The organism is Arthrobacter sp. E44, assembly GCF_041877125.1.
In the GTDB taxonomy this organism is placed as follows: Bacteria; Actinomycetota; Actinomycetes; order Actinomycetales; family Micrococcaceae; genus Arthrobacter.
Genome location: NZ_JBHDJA010000006.1, coordinates 1 through 15,382 on the forward strand (window position 1 = coordinate 1; position 15,382 = coordinate 15,382).

At 65.5% G+C, this 15,382-nt stretch carries 17 protein-coding genes; 10 read left to right on the top strand and 7 right to left on the bottom strand.

The annotated features are described in order from the left end of the window. On the bottom strand, positions 1–1,307 hold a 1,307-nt coding region (locus tag ACETK3_RS07025), incomplete at its 3' end, for an alpha-amylase family glycosyl hydrolase (RefSeq protein WP_373992694.1). A gap of 140 nt (positions 1,308–1,447) precedes the next feature. Between ACETK3_RS07025 and ACETK3_RS07030 the strand changes: the two genes are divergently transcribed. From ACETK3_RS07030 to ACETK3_RS07050, 5 genes are all read left to right on the top strand, one after another. After that, on the top strand, positions 1,448–2,737 hold the full coding sequence (locus ACETK3_RS07030; protein WP_236800870.1) for an ABC transporter substrate-binding protein: 1,290 nt from the start codon (positions 1,448–1,450) through the stop codon (positions 2,735–2,737). A gap of 7 nt (positions 2,738–2,744) precedes the next feature. Then, a complete protein-coding gene (locus tag ACETK3_RS07035) occupies positions 2,745–3,782 on the top strand; it encodes a carbohydrate ABC transporter permease (protein WP_236800872.1) in 1,038 nt (345 codons plus the stop codon). Then, a complete protein-coding gene (locus ACETK3_RS07040; RefSeq protein WP_236800874.1) occupies positions 3,779–4,678 on the top strand; it encodes a carbohydrate ABC transporter permease in 900 nt (299 codons plus the stop codon). The genes ACETK3_RS07035 and ACETK3_RS07040 overlap by 4 nt, the downstream gene beginning before the upstream one ends. Then, entirely contained in the window at positions 4,675–4,923 is a 249-nt protein-coding gene (locus tag ACETK3_RS07045) for a hypothetical protein (RefSeq protein ID WP_236800876.1), read from the top strand. The genes ACETK3_RS07040 and ACETK3_RS07045 overlap by 4 nt, the downstream gene beginning before the upstream one ends. Before the next feature lie 151 nt (positions 4,924–5,074). Beyond that, positions 5,075–6,130 (top strand): LacI family DNA-binding transcriptional regulator, encoded by a 1,056-nt coding sequence (locus ACETK3_RS07050; protein ID WP_236800877.1) that lies wholly within the window; start codon positions 5,075–5,077, stop codon positions 6,128–6,130. A 48-nt stretch (positions 6,131–6,178) separates the two neighbouring features. Here ACETK3_RS07050 and ACETK3_RS07055 read toward each other — a convergent pair whose 3' ends face one another. Both ACETK3_RS07055 and ACETK3_RS07060 read right to left on the bottom strand, forming a co-directional pair. Further along, a complete protein-coding gene (locus ACETK3_RS07055) occupies positions 6,179–7,069 on the bottom strand; it encodes a hypothetical protein (RefSeq protein ID WP_236800878.1) in 891 nt (296 codons plus the stop codon). A gap of 34 nt (positions 7,070–7,103) precedes the next feature. Then, entirely contained in the window at positions 7,104–7,901 is a 798-nt protein-coding gene (locus ACETK3_RS07060) for an exodeoxyribonuclease III (protein WP_373992695.1), read from the bottom strand. A 162-nt stretch (positions 7,902–8,063) separates the two neighbouring features. Here ACETK3_RS07060 and ACETK3_RS07065 point away from each other — a divergent pair, with 162 nt between their 5' ends. From ACETK3_RS07065 to ACETK3_RS07085, 5 genes are all read left to right on the top strand, one after another. Next, complete coding sequence (locus ACETK3_RS07065) at positions 8,064–9,170, top strand: enoyl-CoA hydratase/isomerase family protein (RefSeq protein ID WP_236800880.1); 1,107 nt, start codon at positions 8,064–8,066, stop codon at positions 9,168–9,170. Next, positions 9,163–10,167 (top strand): 3-hydroxyisobutyrate dehydrogenase, encoded by a 1,005-nt coding sequence (gene mmsB / locus ACETK3_RS07070; RefSeq protein ID WP_306968648.1) that lies wholly within the window; start codon positions 9,163–9,165, stop codon positions 10,165–10,167. Before ACETK3_RS07065 ends, mmsB begins: the two co-directional genes overlap by 8 nt. Further along, positions 10,164–10,940: an enoyl-CoA hydratase gene (locus tag ACETK3_RS07075; protein WP_236800882.1), complete on the top strand. Its 777-nt coding sequence runs from the start codon at positions 10,164–10,166 to the stop codon at positions 10,938–10,940. Before mmsB ends, ACETK3_RS07075 begins: the two co-directional genes overlap by 4 nt. An 11-nt stretch (positions 10,941–10,951) precedes the next feature. Beyond that, positions 10,952–11,593: a DedA family protein gene (locus ACETK3_RS07080; protein ID WP_236800883.1), complete on the top strand. Its 642-nt coding sequence runs from the start codon at positions 10,952–10,954 to the stop codon at positions 11,591–11,593. A gap of 109 nt (positions 11,594–11,702) precedes the next feature. Beyond that, positions 11,703–12,695 carry an SDR family oxidoreductase gene (locus ACETK3_RS07085; protein ID WP_306968653.1) on the top strand — a complete coding sequence of 331 codons (993 nt, stop codon included), beginning with the start codon at positions 11,703–11,705 and terminating at the stop codon, positions 12,693–12,695. Between the two features lie 31 nt (positions 12,696–12,726). On the opposite strand, the gene ACETK3_RS07090 is transcribed toward ACETK3_RS07085, so the two are convergent. From ACETK3_RS07090 to ACETK3_RS07105, 4 genes are all read right to left on the bottom strand, one after another. Next, positions 12,727–13,062, bottom strand: coding sequence for a hypothetical protein (locus ACETK3_RS07090; protein ID WP_237429727.1), 336 nt, complete (start codon positions 13,060–13,062; stop codon positions 12,727–12,729). Between the two features lie 135 nt (positions 13,063–13,197). After that, positions 13,198–13,401, bottom strand: a complete 204-nt coding sequence (locus tag ACETK3_RS07095) for a cold-shock protein (protein WP_009357211.1) — start codon at positions 13,399–13,401, stop codon at positions 13,198–13,200. 133 nt (positions 13,402–13,534) lie between these two features. Then, positions 13,535–14,161: a response regulator transcription factor gene (locus ACETK3_RS07100; RefSeq protein ID WP_236800887.1), complete on the bottom strand. Its 627-nt coding sequence runs from the start codon at positions 14,159–14,161 to the stop codon at positions 13,535–13,537. Further along, positions 14,158–15,366, bottom strand: a complete 1,209-nt coding sequence (locus ACETK3_RS07105; protein ID WP_306968669.1) for a sensor histidine kinase — start codon at positions 15,364–15,366, stop codon at positions 14,158–14,160. The genes ACETK3_RS07100 and ACETK3_RS07105 overlap by 4 nt, the downstream gene beginning before the upstream one ends. Positions 15,367–15,382: the final 16 nt, after the last annotated feature.

A 15,382-nucleotide genomic window follows, 5' to 3' on the forward strand; every position in this document is an offset into this window, starting at 1 on the left:
TCGGGACCCCCCGCCCCCTCCTCTGGGGAAGGGGAGGCACAACCTGGGGGGTCCGCTGCACCCAGCTTGGGGATGTGGCCCCGTCCCAGGCCCAGGGATGCGTCCGGTTGTTCGTCGTCAGGGCCAATGCCCTTTGGAAAAGTGGTGGGATCCGTCAGCCCGAACCGGGTGGCATGACGCACCGTGTCGTGGTTGCTGAGCACCCATGTGCAGGGAGCACCTACTGATGCTGCCGCTGCCAGCGAGGCGTCAATGGCGTCAGCCATGCGTTCGGCATCCCAGCCGGCCAGCAGGAAATCGAAGTTGAAGGCCTGCTGCATCTCATCGGGCCGGACGTAGCGAGCCAGCCGCTCAGCCGGTTCCACCCATGCTTCGGCAACCATCATCCGGTTTCCGCCGTATTCGGCCAGGACCTGGTTCCAGTCGCGGTAGATCGCGTGCACACCGTCCTGGTCGAAGAACGGCGACGGCGGATACATCGGGGAGACTGCCCTGTGCGGTTCCTCGGCATCGGTGTGGGCATGGGGTGCATCCCCTGGGAGGTGGCTTTCAGGGTGCGGAACGGACGTTCCCTCCACCATGGCAGCGACTCCGTCCCAGTCAGGCAGTCCCGCCTCCTTCACCAGGCCGTGGGCAACGTCCACGCGGAAACCGTCGGCGCCCCGGTCCAGCCAGAACCGCAGCACCGAACGCATCTCCTCGTGGACTTCGGGGTTGTCCCAGTTCAGGTCCGGCTGCTTGGTGTCGAAAAGGTGCAGGTACCACTGTCCCGGCGACCCGTCAGGGTTGGCCACCCGGCTCCACGCCGGGCCGCCGAACACCGACTTCCAGTTGTTGGGCGCCCGCCTGCCGTCGCCGGATCCGGGCACCTCGTCCTTGCCGTCCCTGAAAATGTACCTGTTCCGTTCGGGGCTGCCCGGTGCTGCGGCCAGCGCCTCGCGGAACCAGACATGTCCGTCGGAAGTGTGGTTGGGCACCAGGTCCACAATGACCTTCATGCCCCGGCGGTGAGCCTCCTGCAACATGGCGTCGAAGTCCGGCAGAGACCCGAAAAGCGGGTCGACCTGACGGTAGTCCGCTACGTCGTATCCCCCGTCGGCCTGCGGTGACTTGTAAAACGGCGACAGCCAGATAGCATCCACACCCAGCCGTTCGAGGTAGGGGAGCCGGTCCAGGACGCCGCGCAGGTCTCCCATGCCATCGCCGTTGCCGTCTGCGAAGGAACGGGGGTAGATCTGGTACACGACTGCGTCGGCCCACCAGGCAGAGGGACTTGGACTGGGTGCCGGAACGGTCGGGTCTGGCATTTGGTTCCCCTCTGATAACTTTTTGATGTAAACGCTTGCATTCCCGACAGCTACCTTACTAGTGTGACTGTCACCACATCAACCTCACCTAGCAAGCGCACTGTCGACTTACTTGTCACTCAGCGAGGAGCTTCAAGCTAATGAAAACCCCGAGATTCCTGCTTCCGGCTGCCACGGCCGGCATTCTGGCCCTTACGTTGTCCGCCTGCGGCGGCGGAGGTGGAGGGGGCACCACGGGCGGTGGAGGCAGTGACGCTGACGCCAACCTCGACGGCCGCGGGCCCATCACCTACGTCCAGGGCAAGGACAACAGCAACGTGGTCCGTCCCTTGGTCGATAAGTGGAACGCCGCGCACCCGAACGAAAAGGTCACGTTCAAGGAACAGACCGACCAGGCCGACCAGCAGCACGACGACCTCGTCCAGCACTTCCAGGCAAAGCAGTCCGACTACGACGTTGTGGATGTGGATGTTATCTGGACCGCGGAGTTTGCGGCCAAGGGTTGGCTGCAGCCGCTGAAGGACAAGATGGCGATTGACACCAGCGCCATGCTCAAGCCAACCGTGGAGAGCGGAACCTACAAGGGCACCCTGTACGCTGCCCCGCAGACCTCTGACGGTGGCATCCTCTACTACCGCAAGGACCTCGTTCCCACCCCGCCCAAAACGTGGGACGAGATGATGAGCATGTGCTCCATCGCCAAGCAGAACAACATCGGCTGCTACGCCGGCCAGTTCAGCAAGTACGAGGGTCTCACCGTAAACGCCTCCGAGGCCATCAACTCGGCCGGCGGCTCCGTCCTCAACAAGGATGGCAAGCCCAACCTGAACACCCCCGAGGCCAAAGCCGGCCTGGAAAACCTGGCGAAGGCCTACGCCGATGGCAACATCCCCAAGGAAGCCATCACCTACAAGGAAGAGGACAGCCGGCAGGCCTTCCAGAGCGGAAAGCTCCTGTTCCTGCGCAACTGGCCCTACGCCTTCAACCTGATCACCACTGAAGGCTCGTCCGCAGTGAAGGACAAGACGGGCCTGGCCGCCCTGCCCGGCAAGGACGGCCCCGGTGCCTCCTCGCTTGGCGGACACAACCTCGCCGTCAGCGTCTACTCCAAGAACAAGGCCACCGCGCTGGACTTCCTGAAGTTCATGACCTCCGAGGAAACTGAGAAGTTCTACGCTACCCAGGGTTCGCTGGCTCCGGTGCTTGGTTCGCTCTATGAGGACAAGGAACTGGTTGCCAAGCTGCCCTACCTGCCGGTCCTGAAGACGTCCATCGAGAACGCCGTGCCGCGTCCCGTAACACCGTTCTACCCGGCGGTCACCAAAGCAATCCAAGACAACGCATACCCGGCAATCAAGGGAGAAAAGTCAGTGGAAAGCGCACTCTCTGACATGCAGAAGTCCATCGAATCCGCTGGTGCGGGATCGTAGTTCTGCCATGGCAACCGAACTAGGCCCGACGCCGGTCAAGTCACCGGCGTCGGGCGGTACCCCCGTCCATCACGCCCCCAAAGGCGTAGGGGAGGACAACAGGATCGCAAGCCAGGGGCGCTGGGCTTCCTGGCTGCTCGCCCCCACCATCGTGGCCCTCGCGGTGGTGATTGTTTACCCGATCATCAGCGCCATCGTCATGTCCTTCCAGAAGGACGCCGGCCTGGACCCCGCTACCGGCCTCTTCACCCAGGGCGGCCCGGCAGGCATCCAGAACTACGTGAACTGGCTGGCGCAGCAGTGTGCAGCACCAAACGGCGGAACCGTCGCCTGTCCCCCCGGCACCTTGGGCGGCCAGTTCTGGTCTGCCACGGCCACTACCTTCTTCTTCACGGTAGTGACGGTGGCACTGGAGACTGTCCTGGGCTTCTGGATGGCCATGATCATGGCCCGGACGTTCCGCGGACGCAGCCTGGTCCGTGCAGCCGTCCTGGTGCCCTGGGCCATCCCCACCGCCGTTACGGCCAAGCTTTGGTTCTTCATCTTCGCGTTCGAAGGCATCGCCAACAAGCTGTTCAACACCACCATCCTGTGGACGGGCAGCGAGTGGCCGGCCAAATGGGCCGTGATCATTGCGGACGTCTGGAAGACCACGCCGTTCATGGCGCTGCTGATCCTCGCCGGTCTCCAAATGATTCCGGCGGAAGTCTATGAAGCCGCCAAAGTGGACGGCGCCACTGCCTGGCAGCGGTTCCGGCTGATCACCCTGCCGCTGGTAAAGCCGGCGCTGATGGTGGCCATCCTGTTCCGTACCTTGGATGCGCTGCGCATGTTCGACCTGCCCTACATCCTCACCGGCGGCGCGAACAATACGACCACCTTGTCCATCCTGGTGATTAACCAGATCAGGCAAGGCTTCAACTCGGCAGCTGCACTGTCCACCATTACCTTCATCATCATCTTCCTCGTCGCCTTCATCTTCGTTCGCTTCCTCGGGGCGAACGTGGTTGAACAGAGCGGCGCCACAGGAAAGGGGAAGAAATGACCACGGCAACAGCAGACGCCTCTGCGCTGCGCGCCCGGCAGGACAAGGGCCGCAAGGCTGCGCAGAACCGTGAGAAGTGGGCCCAGGGACGCACCTACCTCAGCGCAGCAATCATCCTGCTCTGGTGCCTGGCTCCGGCGTACTGGATGGTGGTCACGGCGTTCCGCGATGTGGGGTTCACCTACGACACCTCGATCCTGCCCACGCATGTCACCCTGGACAACTTCAAAACGGCGTTTGATACGTCCTTCGGGAACCGGTTTGGCCAAGCGCTGCTGAACAGTGTGTTTATCGGCGGCGTGGTGACCATCGTGTCCCTGTTGATCGGTGTGTTCGCGGCCTACGCGCTGGCCCGGCTGAACTTCAGAGGCAAGTTCCTGGTGCTCGGGTTCATCCTTGGGGCTTCCATGTTCCCCGGCGTTGCCCTGATCACCCCGCTCTTCCAGCTGTTCACCAACATCGGCTGGATGGGCACGTACCAGGCGCTGATCATTCCGAACATCTCCTTCGTGCTCCCGCTGACGGTCTACACCATGACCTCGTTCTTCCGGGAAATGCCGTGGGAGCTTGAAGAATCGGCCCGCGTGGACGGCTGCACGCAGGGGCAGGCCTTCCGGAAGGTCATCATGCCCTTGGCGGCACCGGCTATCTTCACCACGGCAATCCTGGCCTTCATTTCCTCGTGGAACGAGTTCCTGATCGCCAGCCAGCTGTCCAGTGACGCAACCCAACCGGTGACGGTGGCTATCGCCAACTTCGCCGGCGCCCAGCCCAACCAGATCCCCTACACGGCCATCATGGCCGCAGGCACCATCGTCACCATCCCGCTGGTGATCCTGGTGCTGGTCTTCCAGCGCAAGATTGTCGCCGGCCTCACGGCAGGTGCAGTCAAGTGACGGACAACGGTTCCCGCCCCCGCACTCCGGGGGCGGGAAACCGCAGCCGGCTGGTCCGATCGGGCGAGGACTTCGACATCATCATCGGCTTCCTCGCGTTCTGGGCACTGGTCCTGCTGGTGGTCACCGTGTGGATGGAAGTTACCGCCCAACCGGCCCTTGGCTGGGCGCTGGGCCTGCTGGCAACACTGCTGGCGCTGTATGGCATGGTGCGGCTGCGCAGGAAGCTGCCGGCCCGCAGGTAGGCGTTGACGCGCGCATCCGCCTTCGCGGCAACTGCGTGGATTTGCGCTGTCTAAGTTTTCATTCCCTGGCCGCGCAATGGAAAAATACAGGGCCAGGGTACACGCAGGGCCGGCTGGCTCTACGCCGAAAAGGAGTTACAGAGGGGACACGGTGGCACGGACAACGGAAAGGTCCCAGCGGGGCGGCCATAACGGCGTCAGCATCGAGGACGTTGCGGCGGCCGCCGGAGTCTCCACAGCCACCGTCTCCCGCGCAGTCCGTGGACTGCCGCGGGTTTCGCCCGCCACCCGGGAAAAGATCCTGGAAGTGGCCGGGAATCTCGGCTACGTGGCATCCTCCTCAGCCTCGGGGCTGGCCACCGGACGGACCAAGACCATCGGCGTCCTGGCTCCGTTCGTGAGCCGCTGGTTCTTTTCCAAAGCCATCGAGGGTGCTGACCGCGAACTGCATGCCCGCCACTACAACCTTTCGCTGTTCAACCTCGGCGGCCACGGCAGCAACCGGGAGCGGCTGTTCAGCAAGACCATGGTCTACAAGCAGATTGACGCCCTGCTGGTCCTTTGTATGGCGCTCACCCATGAAGAGATCGAGCACTTGCAGAAGATCGATATCCCGCTGGTTGTGGTGGGAGGGCATGTGGAGGAATGCCCCTACATTGGCATCGATGACTACGCCGCTGCCTCCACCGCCGTCCGGCACCTTATCGACCTGGGGCACCGGGACATCGCCCTGCTGCATGGCGACGACGAGACCGACCTGAATTTCGACGTCCCCCGGGTCCGCATCCTGGCGTTCAAGGACGTCATGGCGGCGGCCGGCCTGCCGACGCGGCCGGAATGGGACGAATGGGGAGACTTCACCGTCCGCAGCGGCCAGGAGGCCTTCCGCCGGTTGTGGTCCCGGCCCGGGCAGAAGCCCACGGCGATCTTCTGCGCTTCGGACGAGATGGCCATGGGAGTGATCTTCGAAGCCAACCACGCCGGCGTCAGTGTTCCGGGCGACCTGTCAGTGGTGGGTATCGACAACCACGACTTCGCAGAAGCCATGGGCCTCACCACCGTGGGCCAACGGCCGGACGAGCAGGCCGAACTGGCCACCAAGATGCTGCTCGACGAACTGGATGGCCAGGCAGGAGCTGTCCGCTCCGCGGTGGCACCCCATGAACTGATTGTCCGGCGCACCACGGCGCCGCCGCAAAACCTCTAACAGCCCACGACCTGTACGGGCACTGCACCTCTAACAGCCAGGGAACCGTTATGAGGCGCGGGCCAGCTGCCGGATGGGGATCCAGCGCGAGGCAAGCCGCCGGTAGGCCGCTGCAGCGCCGGTCATGTCACCCTCCGCCAGGCACTCGATGCCCAGCCTGATATCCATCGGCGACTCGTCCGGGTAGACCTTGTCCGCCACTGCGCCGTAGTCCAGCTCCACCATGGAGTTCACGTGGAACAGCTCAAGCCATTCCGTCAGTTGGGCCAGGTCGTCAAGCATGTCCAGGTCCGGGGCGGCGAGGGCCAGGTTGGCCACGGCATAGCGGGCCCGTTCCAGGGCTTCGGTGATGGGCGTCCAAACCCGAACGGTGAGGATCCGCCCGCCGGCTTCCACCACATCCTTGCGGTCGGATTCGGCGAACAGTGAGAACCAGCTGAACGGGATGCCCCACGTTGACGCCCGCGTGTGCACCCGGACGGAACCGTCCCTGGCCTTCACCAGGTCGATCCGCTCCTGGTGCCGGTCCCGCTGTTCCTCCGGGATCAGCAGCTCGGCCAACGGACCGTGGATGCCTTCCATCAGGGCATTGGCTGCCAGGCCAGCGCGCAGGACCAACTGGCTGGGACAGTACAGCAGGACGGGCTCGGAGTCGGCGTCAGCGCCGTCGTCGGCCGTTCCGCCTTCCGGTGACGGCGCCGTGGTGACGCGGACCAGGTCGGTGCGTCCGGTGGGGAAGGGGTCCCCGCCGGAGCGGGTGATGCGTCCCAGCGAAGCCAGCAGTTCAGCGTTTTCGACGGCGGCGCGCGAGACTGCCTGCGCCCCGGCTGCCTCGATGGCCGGGCGTTGTTCCTCCGGAAAGGCTTCCACGGGTTCGTAGACGCGCAGGGTGGAGGAGAAAGGCAGGCCGGCCTGGCCCCGGTAGAGGTTTCCCGTCATTGCGGTCTCCTTGCATGGGTCCAGGCCACGGTCATCAGTCCGCCAGTTCCACCAGCACGGGCGCGTGGTCGGAAGCGCCCTTGCCCTTGCGTTCCTCGCGGTCGATTGCGGCGCCGGTGACGCGGGCTGCCAGGGCGGGGGAGGCCAGGACGAAGTCGATCCGCATGCCCTCCTTTTTGGGGAACCGGAGTTGGGTGTAGTCCCAGTAGGTGTAGACGCCGGGGCCGGGGGTATAGGGCCGCACCACGTCCGTGTAGCCGGCGGTTTCGAATGCGTGGAACGCCTCCCGCTCGGGCGGGCTGACGTGGGTGGACCGGTTGTTGATAAACAGGTCGATGTCCCAGACGTCCTCGTCGAAGGGTGCGATGTTCCAGTCGCCCATCAGGGCCACCTGAGCCTGGGGATCGTCCGTGATCAGGGCCTGGGCGTGGGTCTTGAGGCTTTCCAGCCACTTCAGCTTGTACGGCATGTGCTCATCGTCCAGGGATCGGCCGTTGGGGACGTAAAGGCTCCAGACGCGGATGCCGCCGCACGTGGCCGCCATGGCCCGGGCTTCCTGCACGGGATCCTTGCCGAACGACGGTTGGTCCAGGAATGTCCGCTCCACGTCCTCGAGCCCCACCCGGGAGGCGATGGCCACGCCGTTCCACTGGTTGACGCCGAAGTGGGCCACCTCGTAACCCATTCGCTCAAAGAGTTCCCAGGGGAAGTTGTCGTCCTTGCACTTGGTCTCCTGGATGGCCAGGACGTCGCAGTCGCTGCGCTGCAGCCACGCTTCGACGCGGTCGGCGCGGGCACGGAGCGAGTTCACATTCCAGGTAGCTATCTTCACGGTTCCTAACTTACCTTGGCAGCTGCACGCGGGGTAAAGCCTTCGCCGGCCCCGCCCCATGGTGCCCGTACGGTTGGTTACGGACCGGAAGGGGCGGGTATATTCGCCAACAGAATGACTTGGATCACTCATCCGGCCACCATGCGAAGGAGCACCCAGCCCATGACGGCAGCCACGGGGAATACAACGGACAGCACGGCAGGCAACGGGGGAGCGGACGTACTTTTTGAACGGCGCGGCAGGCTGGGGGTGGCAATCCTCAACCGGCCCCGGGCGGTCAACGCGCTCACCGCGGAAATGGTGGACCTGCTGCTGCGCCAACTCACCACCTGGGCAGGGGACGACGGCGTGGCCACCGTCCTGGTGCAGGGCGCCGGGGAGCGGGGCCTGTGCGCGGGCGGAGACATCGTGGCCATCTACCAGGACATGCTGCAAGGTGGAAACGCGACGGCGGGTTTCTGGCAAACCGAGTACCGCCTGAACTCCCTGATCTCCAGGTACCCCAAGCCATACGTTGCGCTGATGGACGGCCTGGTCCTCGGCGGCGGGGTTGGTGTCTCGGCGCACGGGAACGTCCGGGTCGTCACGGAGCGGACCAGGATGGGGATGCCGGAAACCACCATCGGGTTTGCCCCCGACGTCGGCGGGACCTTCCTGCTCTCCCACGCACCGGGAGAAACGGGAACCCACGCGGCCCTCACAGGCGCACACCTGGGCGCCGGAGATGCCCTGTTCCTGGGCCTTGCAGACCACTACGTTCCGTCATCCTCGGTGCCCAGCCTGATGGCGGCGCTGGAAACCGAAAGCCCGGAAGACGCCGTCGCACGTTACGCCGGGCAACCCCCTGCCTCGGTGCTTGCCGGCCAGCGGGAATGGATTGATGCCTGTTACGACTCGGACGATGCCGGGGACATTGTCGCCCGTCTCCGCGCGTGGACCGGGCCCGGGCAGGACGATGCCACGGCGGCTGCAGACACCATCGAGGCCAAATCGCCGACGTCGGTCAAGGTCACCCTGGCGTCCCTGCGCCGCGCTTCAAGCCTGACCCTCGATGAAGTGCTGGCCCAGGAGTACCGGGTAGGAATCCGCTTTCTGGGAGGACCAGATTTCCGTGAGGGAATCCGGGCCCAGGTGGTGGACAAGGACCGGAACCCGCAGTGGAAACCGGCCACCCTCGCCGAGGTGCTTCCGCAGGATGTGGACCGGTTCTTCCAGCCGCTGGACGGTGGGGAACTGGACCTGCAGGTGAAGGCGACGGACCATGCCTGACACACGCCGCGTTGCTTTCCTGGGGCTGGGGCACATGGGGAACCCGATGGCCATAAACCTGATCAGGGCCGGTTACCGGTTGACCGGCTTTGATGTGGTGCCGGCGGCACTGGAAGCGGCGCAGGCCCAGGGCGTTCCAGTGGCAGGATCGGCCATTGACGCCTTGGCTGGCGCCGATGTGGTCCTGACAATGTTTCCCAGCGGCAGACACGTCCTGGACGCTTACCGGGGCGCCAGTGGGGGACCTGGCCTGCTGGCAGCAGCACAGCCGGGAACCATGTTCCTGGATTGCTCCACCATCAACGTGGATGAGGCCCGCGAAGCTGCCCGCCTGGCTATCGAAGCAGGCCACCGATCCGTCGACGCCCCCGTTTCCGGCGGTGTGGTGGGGGCCGAGGCCGGCACCCTGACCTTCATGGCCGGCGGAGACGACGCGGACTTCGAGGCCGTGCGGCCCCTGCTGGAGGTCATGGGCAAGCGGGTGGTGCACTGCGGCGGACACGGCGCCGGCCAAGCCGCCAAAATCTGCAACAACCTGATCCTGGGCGTCTCCATGATCGCGGTCAGTGAGGCCTTCGTCCTCGGCGAGAAGCTGGGCCTGACCCATCAGGCGCTGTTCGACGTCGCTTCCGCCGCGTCCGGCCAGTGCTGGGCGCTGACCACCAACTGCCCGGTGCCGGGACCGGTCCCCGCCAGCCCTGCCAACCGGGACTACCAGCCGGGCTTTGCTTCAGCACTGATGGCCAAGGACCTGAACCTCGCGGTCAACGCCCTTAACGGCACGGGGGTGGCGGGGGAAATGGGGGCGCTCGCCGCCCATATCTACGATAGGTTTGCCGCGGAGGGCGGCGCAGGCCGTGACTTTTCCGCCATCATCACCGAGATCCGCCGGGCATCCGGCAAGCCTGCCCGGGACGCGGTAGCCGGGGAGCATTCCCCCGGGGAGTCGCCCGGCAGGCACAGTACAACAGCACACGACGACGGGAGTCCCGAATGACGGAGTACGCCAACATCCTGGTGGAGCAGCAAGGCAGGGTAGGGCTGGTGACGCTCAACAGGCCCTCCGCGCTGAACGCGCTGAACAAAGCCACCATGGAAGAGTTGGTGGCAGCCGTCACCGCCATGGACTCCGATCCGGGCGTGGGGGCGGTAGTGATCACGGGCTCGGGCAAGGCCTTCGCCGCGGGAGCCGACATCAAGGAGATGGCGGACCAGAGCTACATGGACATGTACCTGGCTGACTGGTTCCGGGGCTGGGAGGACTTCGCCCGGCTGCGGATTCCCACCATCGCCGCAGTGTCGGGCTTTGCCCTGGGCGGCGGCTGCGAACTGGCCATGATGTGCGACCTCATCATTGCCGGCGACAATGCGAAATTCGGGCAGCCCGAAATCAACCTGGGCGTCCTCCCGGGCATGGGCGGGTCCCAGCGGCTCACCCGGGCTGTGGGCAAGGCCAAGGCCATGGACATGATCCTCACCGGCAGGTTCATAGACGCCGAGGAAGCGGACCGGTGCGGGCTGGTGTCGCGCGTGGTTCCGGCGGCGGACGTGGTGTCCGAGGCACTCACGGTGGCCGGGGTGATAGCCGGCAAATCCAAGCCAGCGGCGATGGCAGCCGTGGAAGCCGTCAATGCGGCCTTCGAAACCGGCCTGGCCCAAGGAGTCCAGTTCGAACGGCGGCTCTTCCATTCCCTGTTCGCCACCGAGGACCAAAAGGAAGGCATGGCGGCGTTCACCGAGAAGCGCCAGCCCGAGTTCAAGCACCGGTAGTGTGGACAACCATGACCGGTGCAGCCAGCCCCACGGAGGGGCTTACGGGACTCGTAGGCTTTGCGGCGAGGGCCATTGATACCCTGGGCGAGTGGGGCGTTGGCGCCTTTACGCTCGCCGAGACTGTGGTGCCGCCGATCCCCAGCGAGGTGATACTCCCGTTGGCGGGCTACCTCGCCAAGCAGGGCTCCCTGAACCTCTTCCTCGTCTTCGCCACCAGCACCCTTGGTGCGTACCTGGGGGCATTATTGCTCTACTGGCTGGGCGCCAAACTGGGTTTGGACAGATCCATCCGGTGGTTGTCCAAGCTGCCGCTCGTGGACCGGGAGGACTTTGAGCACGCGGCGGGCTGGTTCCGCCGCCACGGCAGGTCCTCCATCTTCTTCGGCCGCCTGCTGCCCGGGGTACGCAGCCTTATTTCCCTGCCGGCGGGAGCGGCAGCCATGCCCGTGGGAACCTTCAGCCTCTTCACCCTCGCCGGCAGCGGCCTCTGGAACGGCGCCCTCATCGGCCTGGGCTACCTTTTGGGCACCCAGTACAGGCTCATCGAGGAGTACTCGCACTACCTCAACTACGCCGTCTACGCCGCGCTGGCCGTTGCCGTGGTCCTACTCGTCGTCCGGCGGACCAAACGCGCCAAGGCCAGGCGCTGACAACTGGCGCCTGACGGTTGTCAGCGACTGGGGCCTCTCGGTACCATCGCATTGGTAAGCATACTTAGTGTTGATGGCCGTGCCTGCAGGGGCACGGAACGGAGTCGGGATGCGGGTCAAAAAGGCAGTTGTGGTCATCACCGGAGCCTCAAGCGGCATCGGCCGTGCAACGGCGCTGGCCTTCGCGGACAAGGGTGCCCGGCTGGTCCTCGCCGCACGAAGCGCCGCTGCCCTGGAAAGCCTGGCTCATGAGGTGAGGAGGCGGGGAGGCAAGGCCATTGCCGTCCCGACGGATGTCACGGACGCCGCAAGCGTTGAAGCACTTGCGGACCGGGCCGTGAAGGAGTTTGGGCGGCTGGACATCTGGGTGAACAACGCCGCCGTCGGAGTTTTTGGCCGCCTCACCGATATTCCTCTTGCAGACATCAGGCGCGTGCTGGACGTCAACATCGGGGGCTACATCCATGGTGCCCGCGCCGCGCTGCCCCGGCTTCGTGCACAGGGATCAGGGGTGCTGATCAACGTCGCATCCATCGTGGGCGAGATATCCCAGCCCTACACGGCCGCGTACTCCATGTCCAAAGCTGCGGTGCGGGCCCTGAGCGTCAGCATCCGGTCCGAACTGCGGCTGGACGGAGTGCGGAAAGTGAAGGTCTGCACGGTGCTGCCCGCGGCCATCGACACGCCCTTCTTCCAACATGCGGCAAACTACACCGGACGGAAAGTGGTGGCGATGCCGCCGGTCTACACCCCGGAACGCGTGGCAGGAACCATCGTCAGCCTGGCCGCCAAGCCCCGGCGCGAGGCAGTGGTGGGCCCCGCCGGACGGCTGATGGTCCTTCAGCACAAGCTCACGCCGGCCAAGGTGGAAGCCGCCATGGCCGCGCAGGTGGATAAGACCCACTTGTCACGGAAGAAGCCGGCAGCTGCCACGACGGGAACCCTCTACGAGCCGTCAGGCCACAGCCGCAAGGCTTCCGTCAGCGGCGGCTGGCAGGGGAGGCGGCGGACGGCGCGGCGCAGGATGGTGGCCGCAGGCACGGTGGCGGGGGCCGTCGTCGTGCTTTGGAGCCGGAGGCAGCTGACGCACCCCGCAGCCTGAACCCTGCAATGGCCGGCAGGCGCCAGCGGAGTCACCTGGCGTGCCGGTCCCGGGGTGTACGGTGCCTGGCCTGGGCAACCAGGCGCGTGAACGCAAAAACAAAGATTGCCTCGAACAGCAGCATGAGGCCCATCAGCAGCCACTGCTGCCGGGTGATGAAGACTATGCACCCGGTCAAGGCCAGGATGGTTCCCAGGGCGAGCGCGTAAACGGCGAAGCCGACCGCAACCCGCGCGCTGCGTACGCCGGTCCGGAACCCGAACCCGTGCGGCTCCCCGCCGGGCTGGCCGGGGACTCGGTCCGGCGCGGCAGGTCCGAGGGAGTCGAACTCCTCCCACGGATCCCGGTCCTGGTCCTGTCCCGTCATGCCCCCATTATCCCAAACTGTAGAAGCGGAGGGGGCTGGGCAGCCAAGGCGGTGCATGAAAACAGCGGCCGCTCCACCCTGGGGTGGAGGGGCCGCTGAATGGGGTCCCGGCAGCTGCCGGAGGCCGCCGAAGACTTAGAGCGGGCGGATATTCTCTGCCTGCGGGCCCTTGGGGCCCTGGGTCACATCGAATTCGACCTTCTGGTTCTCGTCCAGGGAGCGGTAACCGCTGGTGGCGATTGCCGAGTAGTGGGCGAAAACGTCAGCGGACCCGTCATCGGGGGCAATGAAGCCAAAACCCTTTTCGGCGTTGAACCATTTAACTGTGCCTGTTGCCATGGCTGCATTCCTTCATGTGACTCTGATTCTCTCCCCGGGGATCGTCCCGGAGTGCGCGGGAGGTAATCCCCCACTGTCCCCAAACGTACGGGGCGGAGGGCCTGGGTGCAAGGGTATTCGCGATAAAGCCACCTCAACGCATGCCTTCGCGGCGGATTGCGGTGGCAATGGCTGCCGCCCGGGTATCAACTCCAAGCTTGGCGTAGATGTGTGCCAGATGGGTTTTTACCGTGGCCTCGGAGATGAAAAGCCGGCGGCCCAGTTCGCGGTTGCTGAGCCCCTCGGTGAGCAGGCTCAGCAGCTCGGCTTCGCGCGGTGTCAGGACTTCGTCCGGGTTGCGGAGCTGCTGAAACAACCGGGATGCCACCGGCGGGCTCATGACGCTTTTGCCTTGGACGGCGCCCCGAATGGCGGCGAAGATTTCTTCCGGGGCAGCATCCTTCAACAGGTAACCCATCGCGCCGGCGTCCACTGCACGGACAATGTCGGCGTCGGAATCGTAGGTGGTGAACACCAGGATGGCCTGCCGGCCGTTAAGGTCCCTGATCCGCCTGATCGCTTCGAGCCCGTCCATGCCCGGCCCCATGGCCAGGTCCATCACCACCACGGCGGGGGAGTGGATCTGGGCCAGCTGCACGGCTGCCTCGCCGGACGCAGCCTCACCCACCACCTCGATGTCGGGCTGGGTGGACAGCAGCGCGCGCAGGCCGCTCCTCACCACCAGATGGTCGTCCACCAGCAGGACCGTGATGGTGCTCATCTGCCTCCTTCCACCGGCAGTTGCGCCGCCACTATGGTTCCTTCGCCCGGGGCACTTTGCACCGAAAAGCTTCCACCCAGCTGCTCTACCCGCTGCCGCATGGCCCGCAGGCCGTACCCTCCTGCATTCGATGGCGGAGTTGCCGCTGACGGATCAAAGCCGGCGCCGTCGTCGTAAATATCCAAAGTGACGGAGTCCGGCAGGAAGCCCACGGTCACCGCTGCTGTCCTGGCGTCCGCATGGAGCGCAATGTTTGACGCTGCGCTTTGGGCCACCCGAAGCAAGGCGTGGCGGACCTCTGGTGGGACTTGCCGTGGCTCGCCCGTCACCAGCAGGGTGGCTCCGGGCACGTACTGCCGGGCGGCGAGGCACAGTGCGTCCGGCAAGGGTGTCGCGTCAATTCCCGGTGAGGCCAGGTCGTGCACCAGGCTGCGGGTCTCGGACAGGTTGATGCGCAGCAGGGCGGTGGCCTGCCTGAGATCCGCCTGTGCGCCAGGGGCAGGCCAGGAACGGTCCGCCGCTTCGAGCAGGAGCAGGCTGCTGGCCAGGCCCTGGGTGACGGTGTCGTGGATTTCCCGGGACACGCGCTCACGCTCGGCGATGGTTCCGGCCCGACGCTCGCTGGCCGCCAGCTGGTCCTGGGCGAGCGAAACCTCGGCGTTGAGGCGCCGTTGCTCCTCCGCGTCGTGTTGGATACGGTCGTACACCAGTGTCAGCATGAGGCCCACCGCTACCGGCCCCAGAAGCATCGCCAGATCGGTGCCACCGCTCATCCTGAAGAGGCCTGCCGCCGTAGCAGCCGCCGTCGTCCCCGCCGCAACGTAGGCCGCCGTTCCGGCAAGGGCGCTGCGGCACAGAAAGAAGAGCGCGAACGAGCACCAGGCGAAGCTCGGTGCCGCCACCACCAGCACCGCCCATACAGCCACCAGGGTGAACATCCACGGCAGCCCTGGCCTGCCCCGCCTGGCCAGGACCGCGACGGCGGCATACAGCAGGCTTGCCGCGGCCGCCAGGCCCAGGACCAGCAGATTATCCGCCGGGCTGTGACGCATGATGTACCGGACCAGGGATGCAACCAGGAGCACCGCGAACCCGAGGTGCACCGCTGTACCGATGCTGCCCAGGCTGGTGCCGGCGGCAGGGTGGGGCCGGACCCCTTGCCCGATGTCCTCAGCAGGCGTGGCGGTGGGAACTCCGGTAGGCATGGGACGCCGCCTGTTC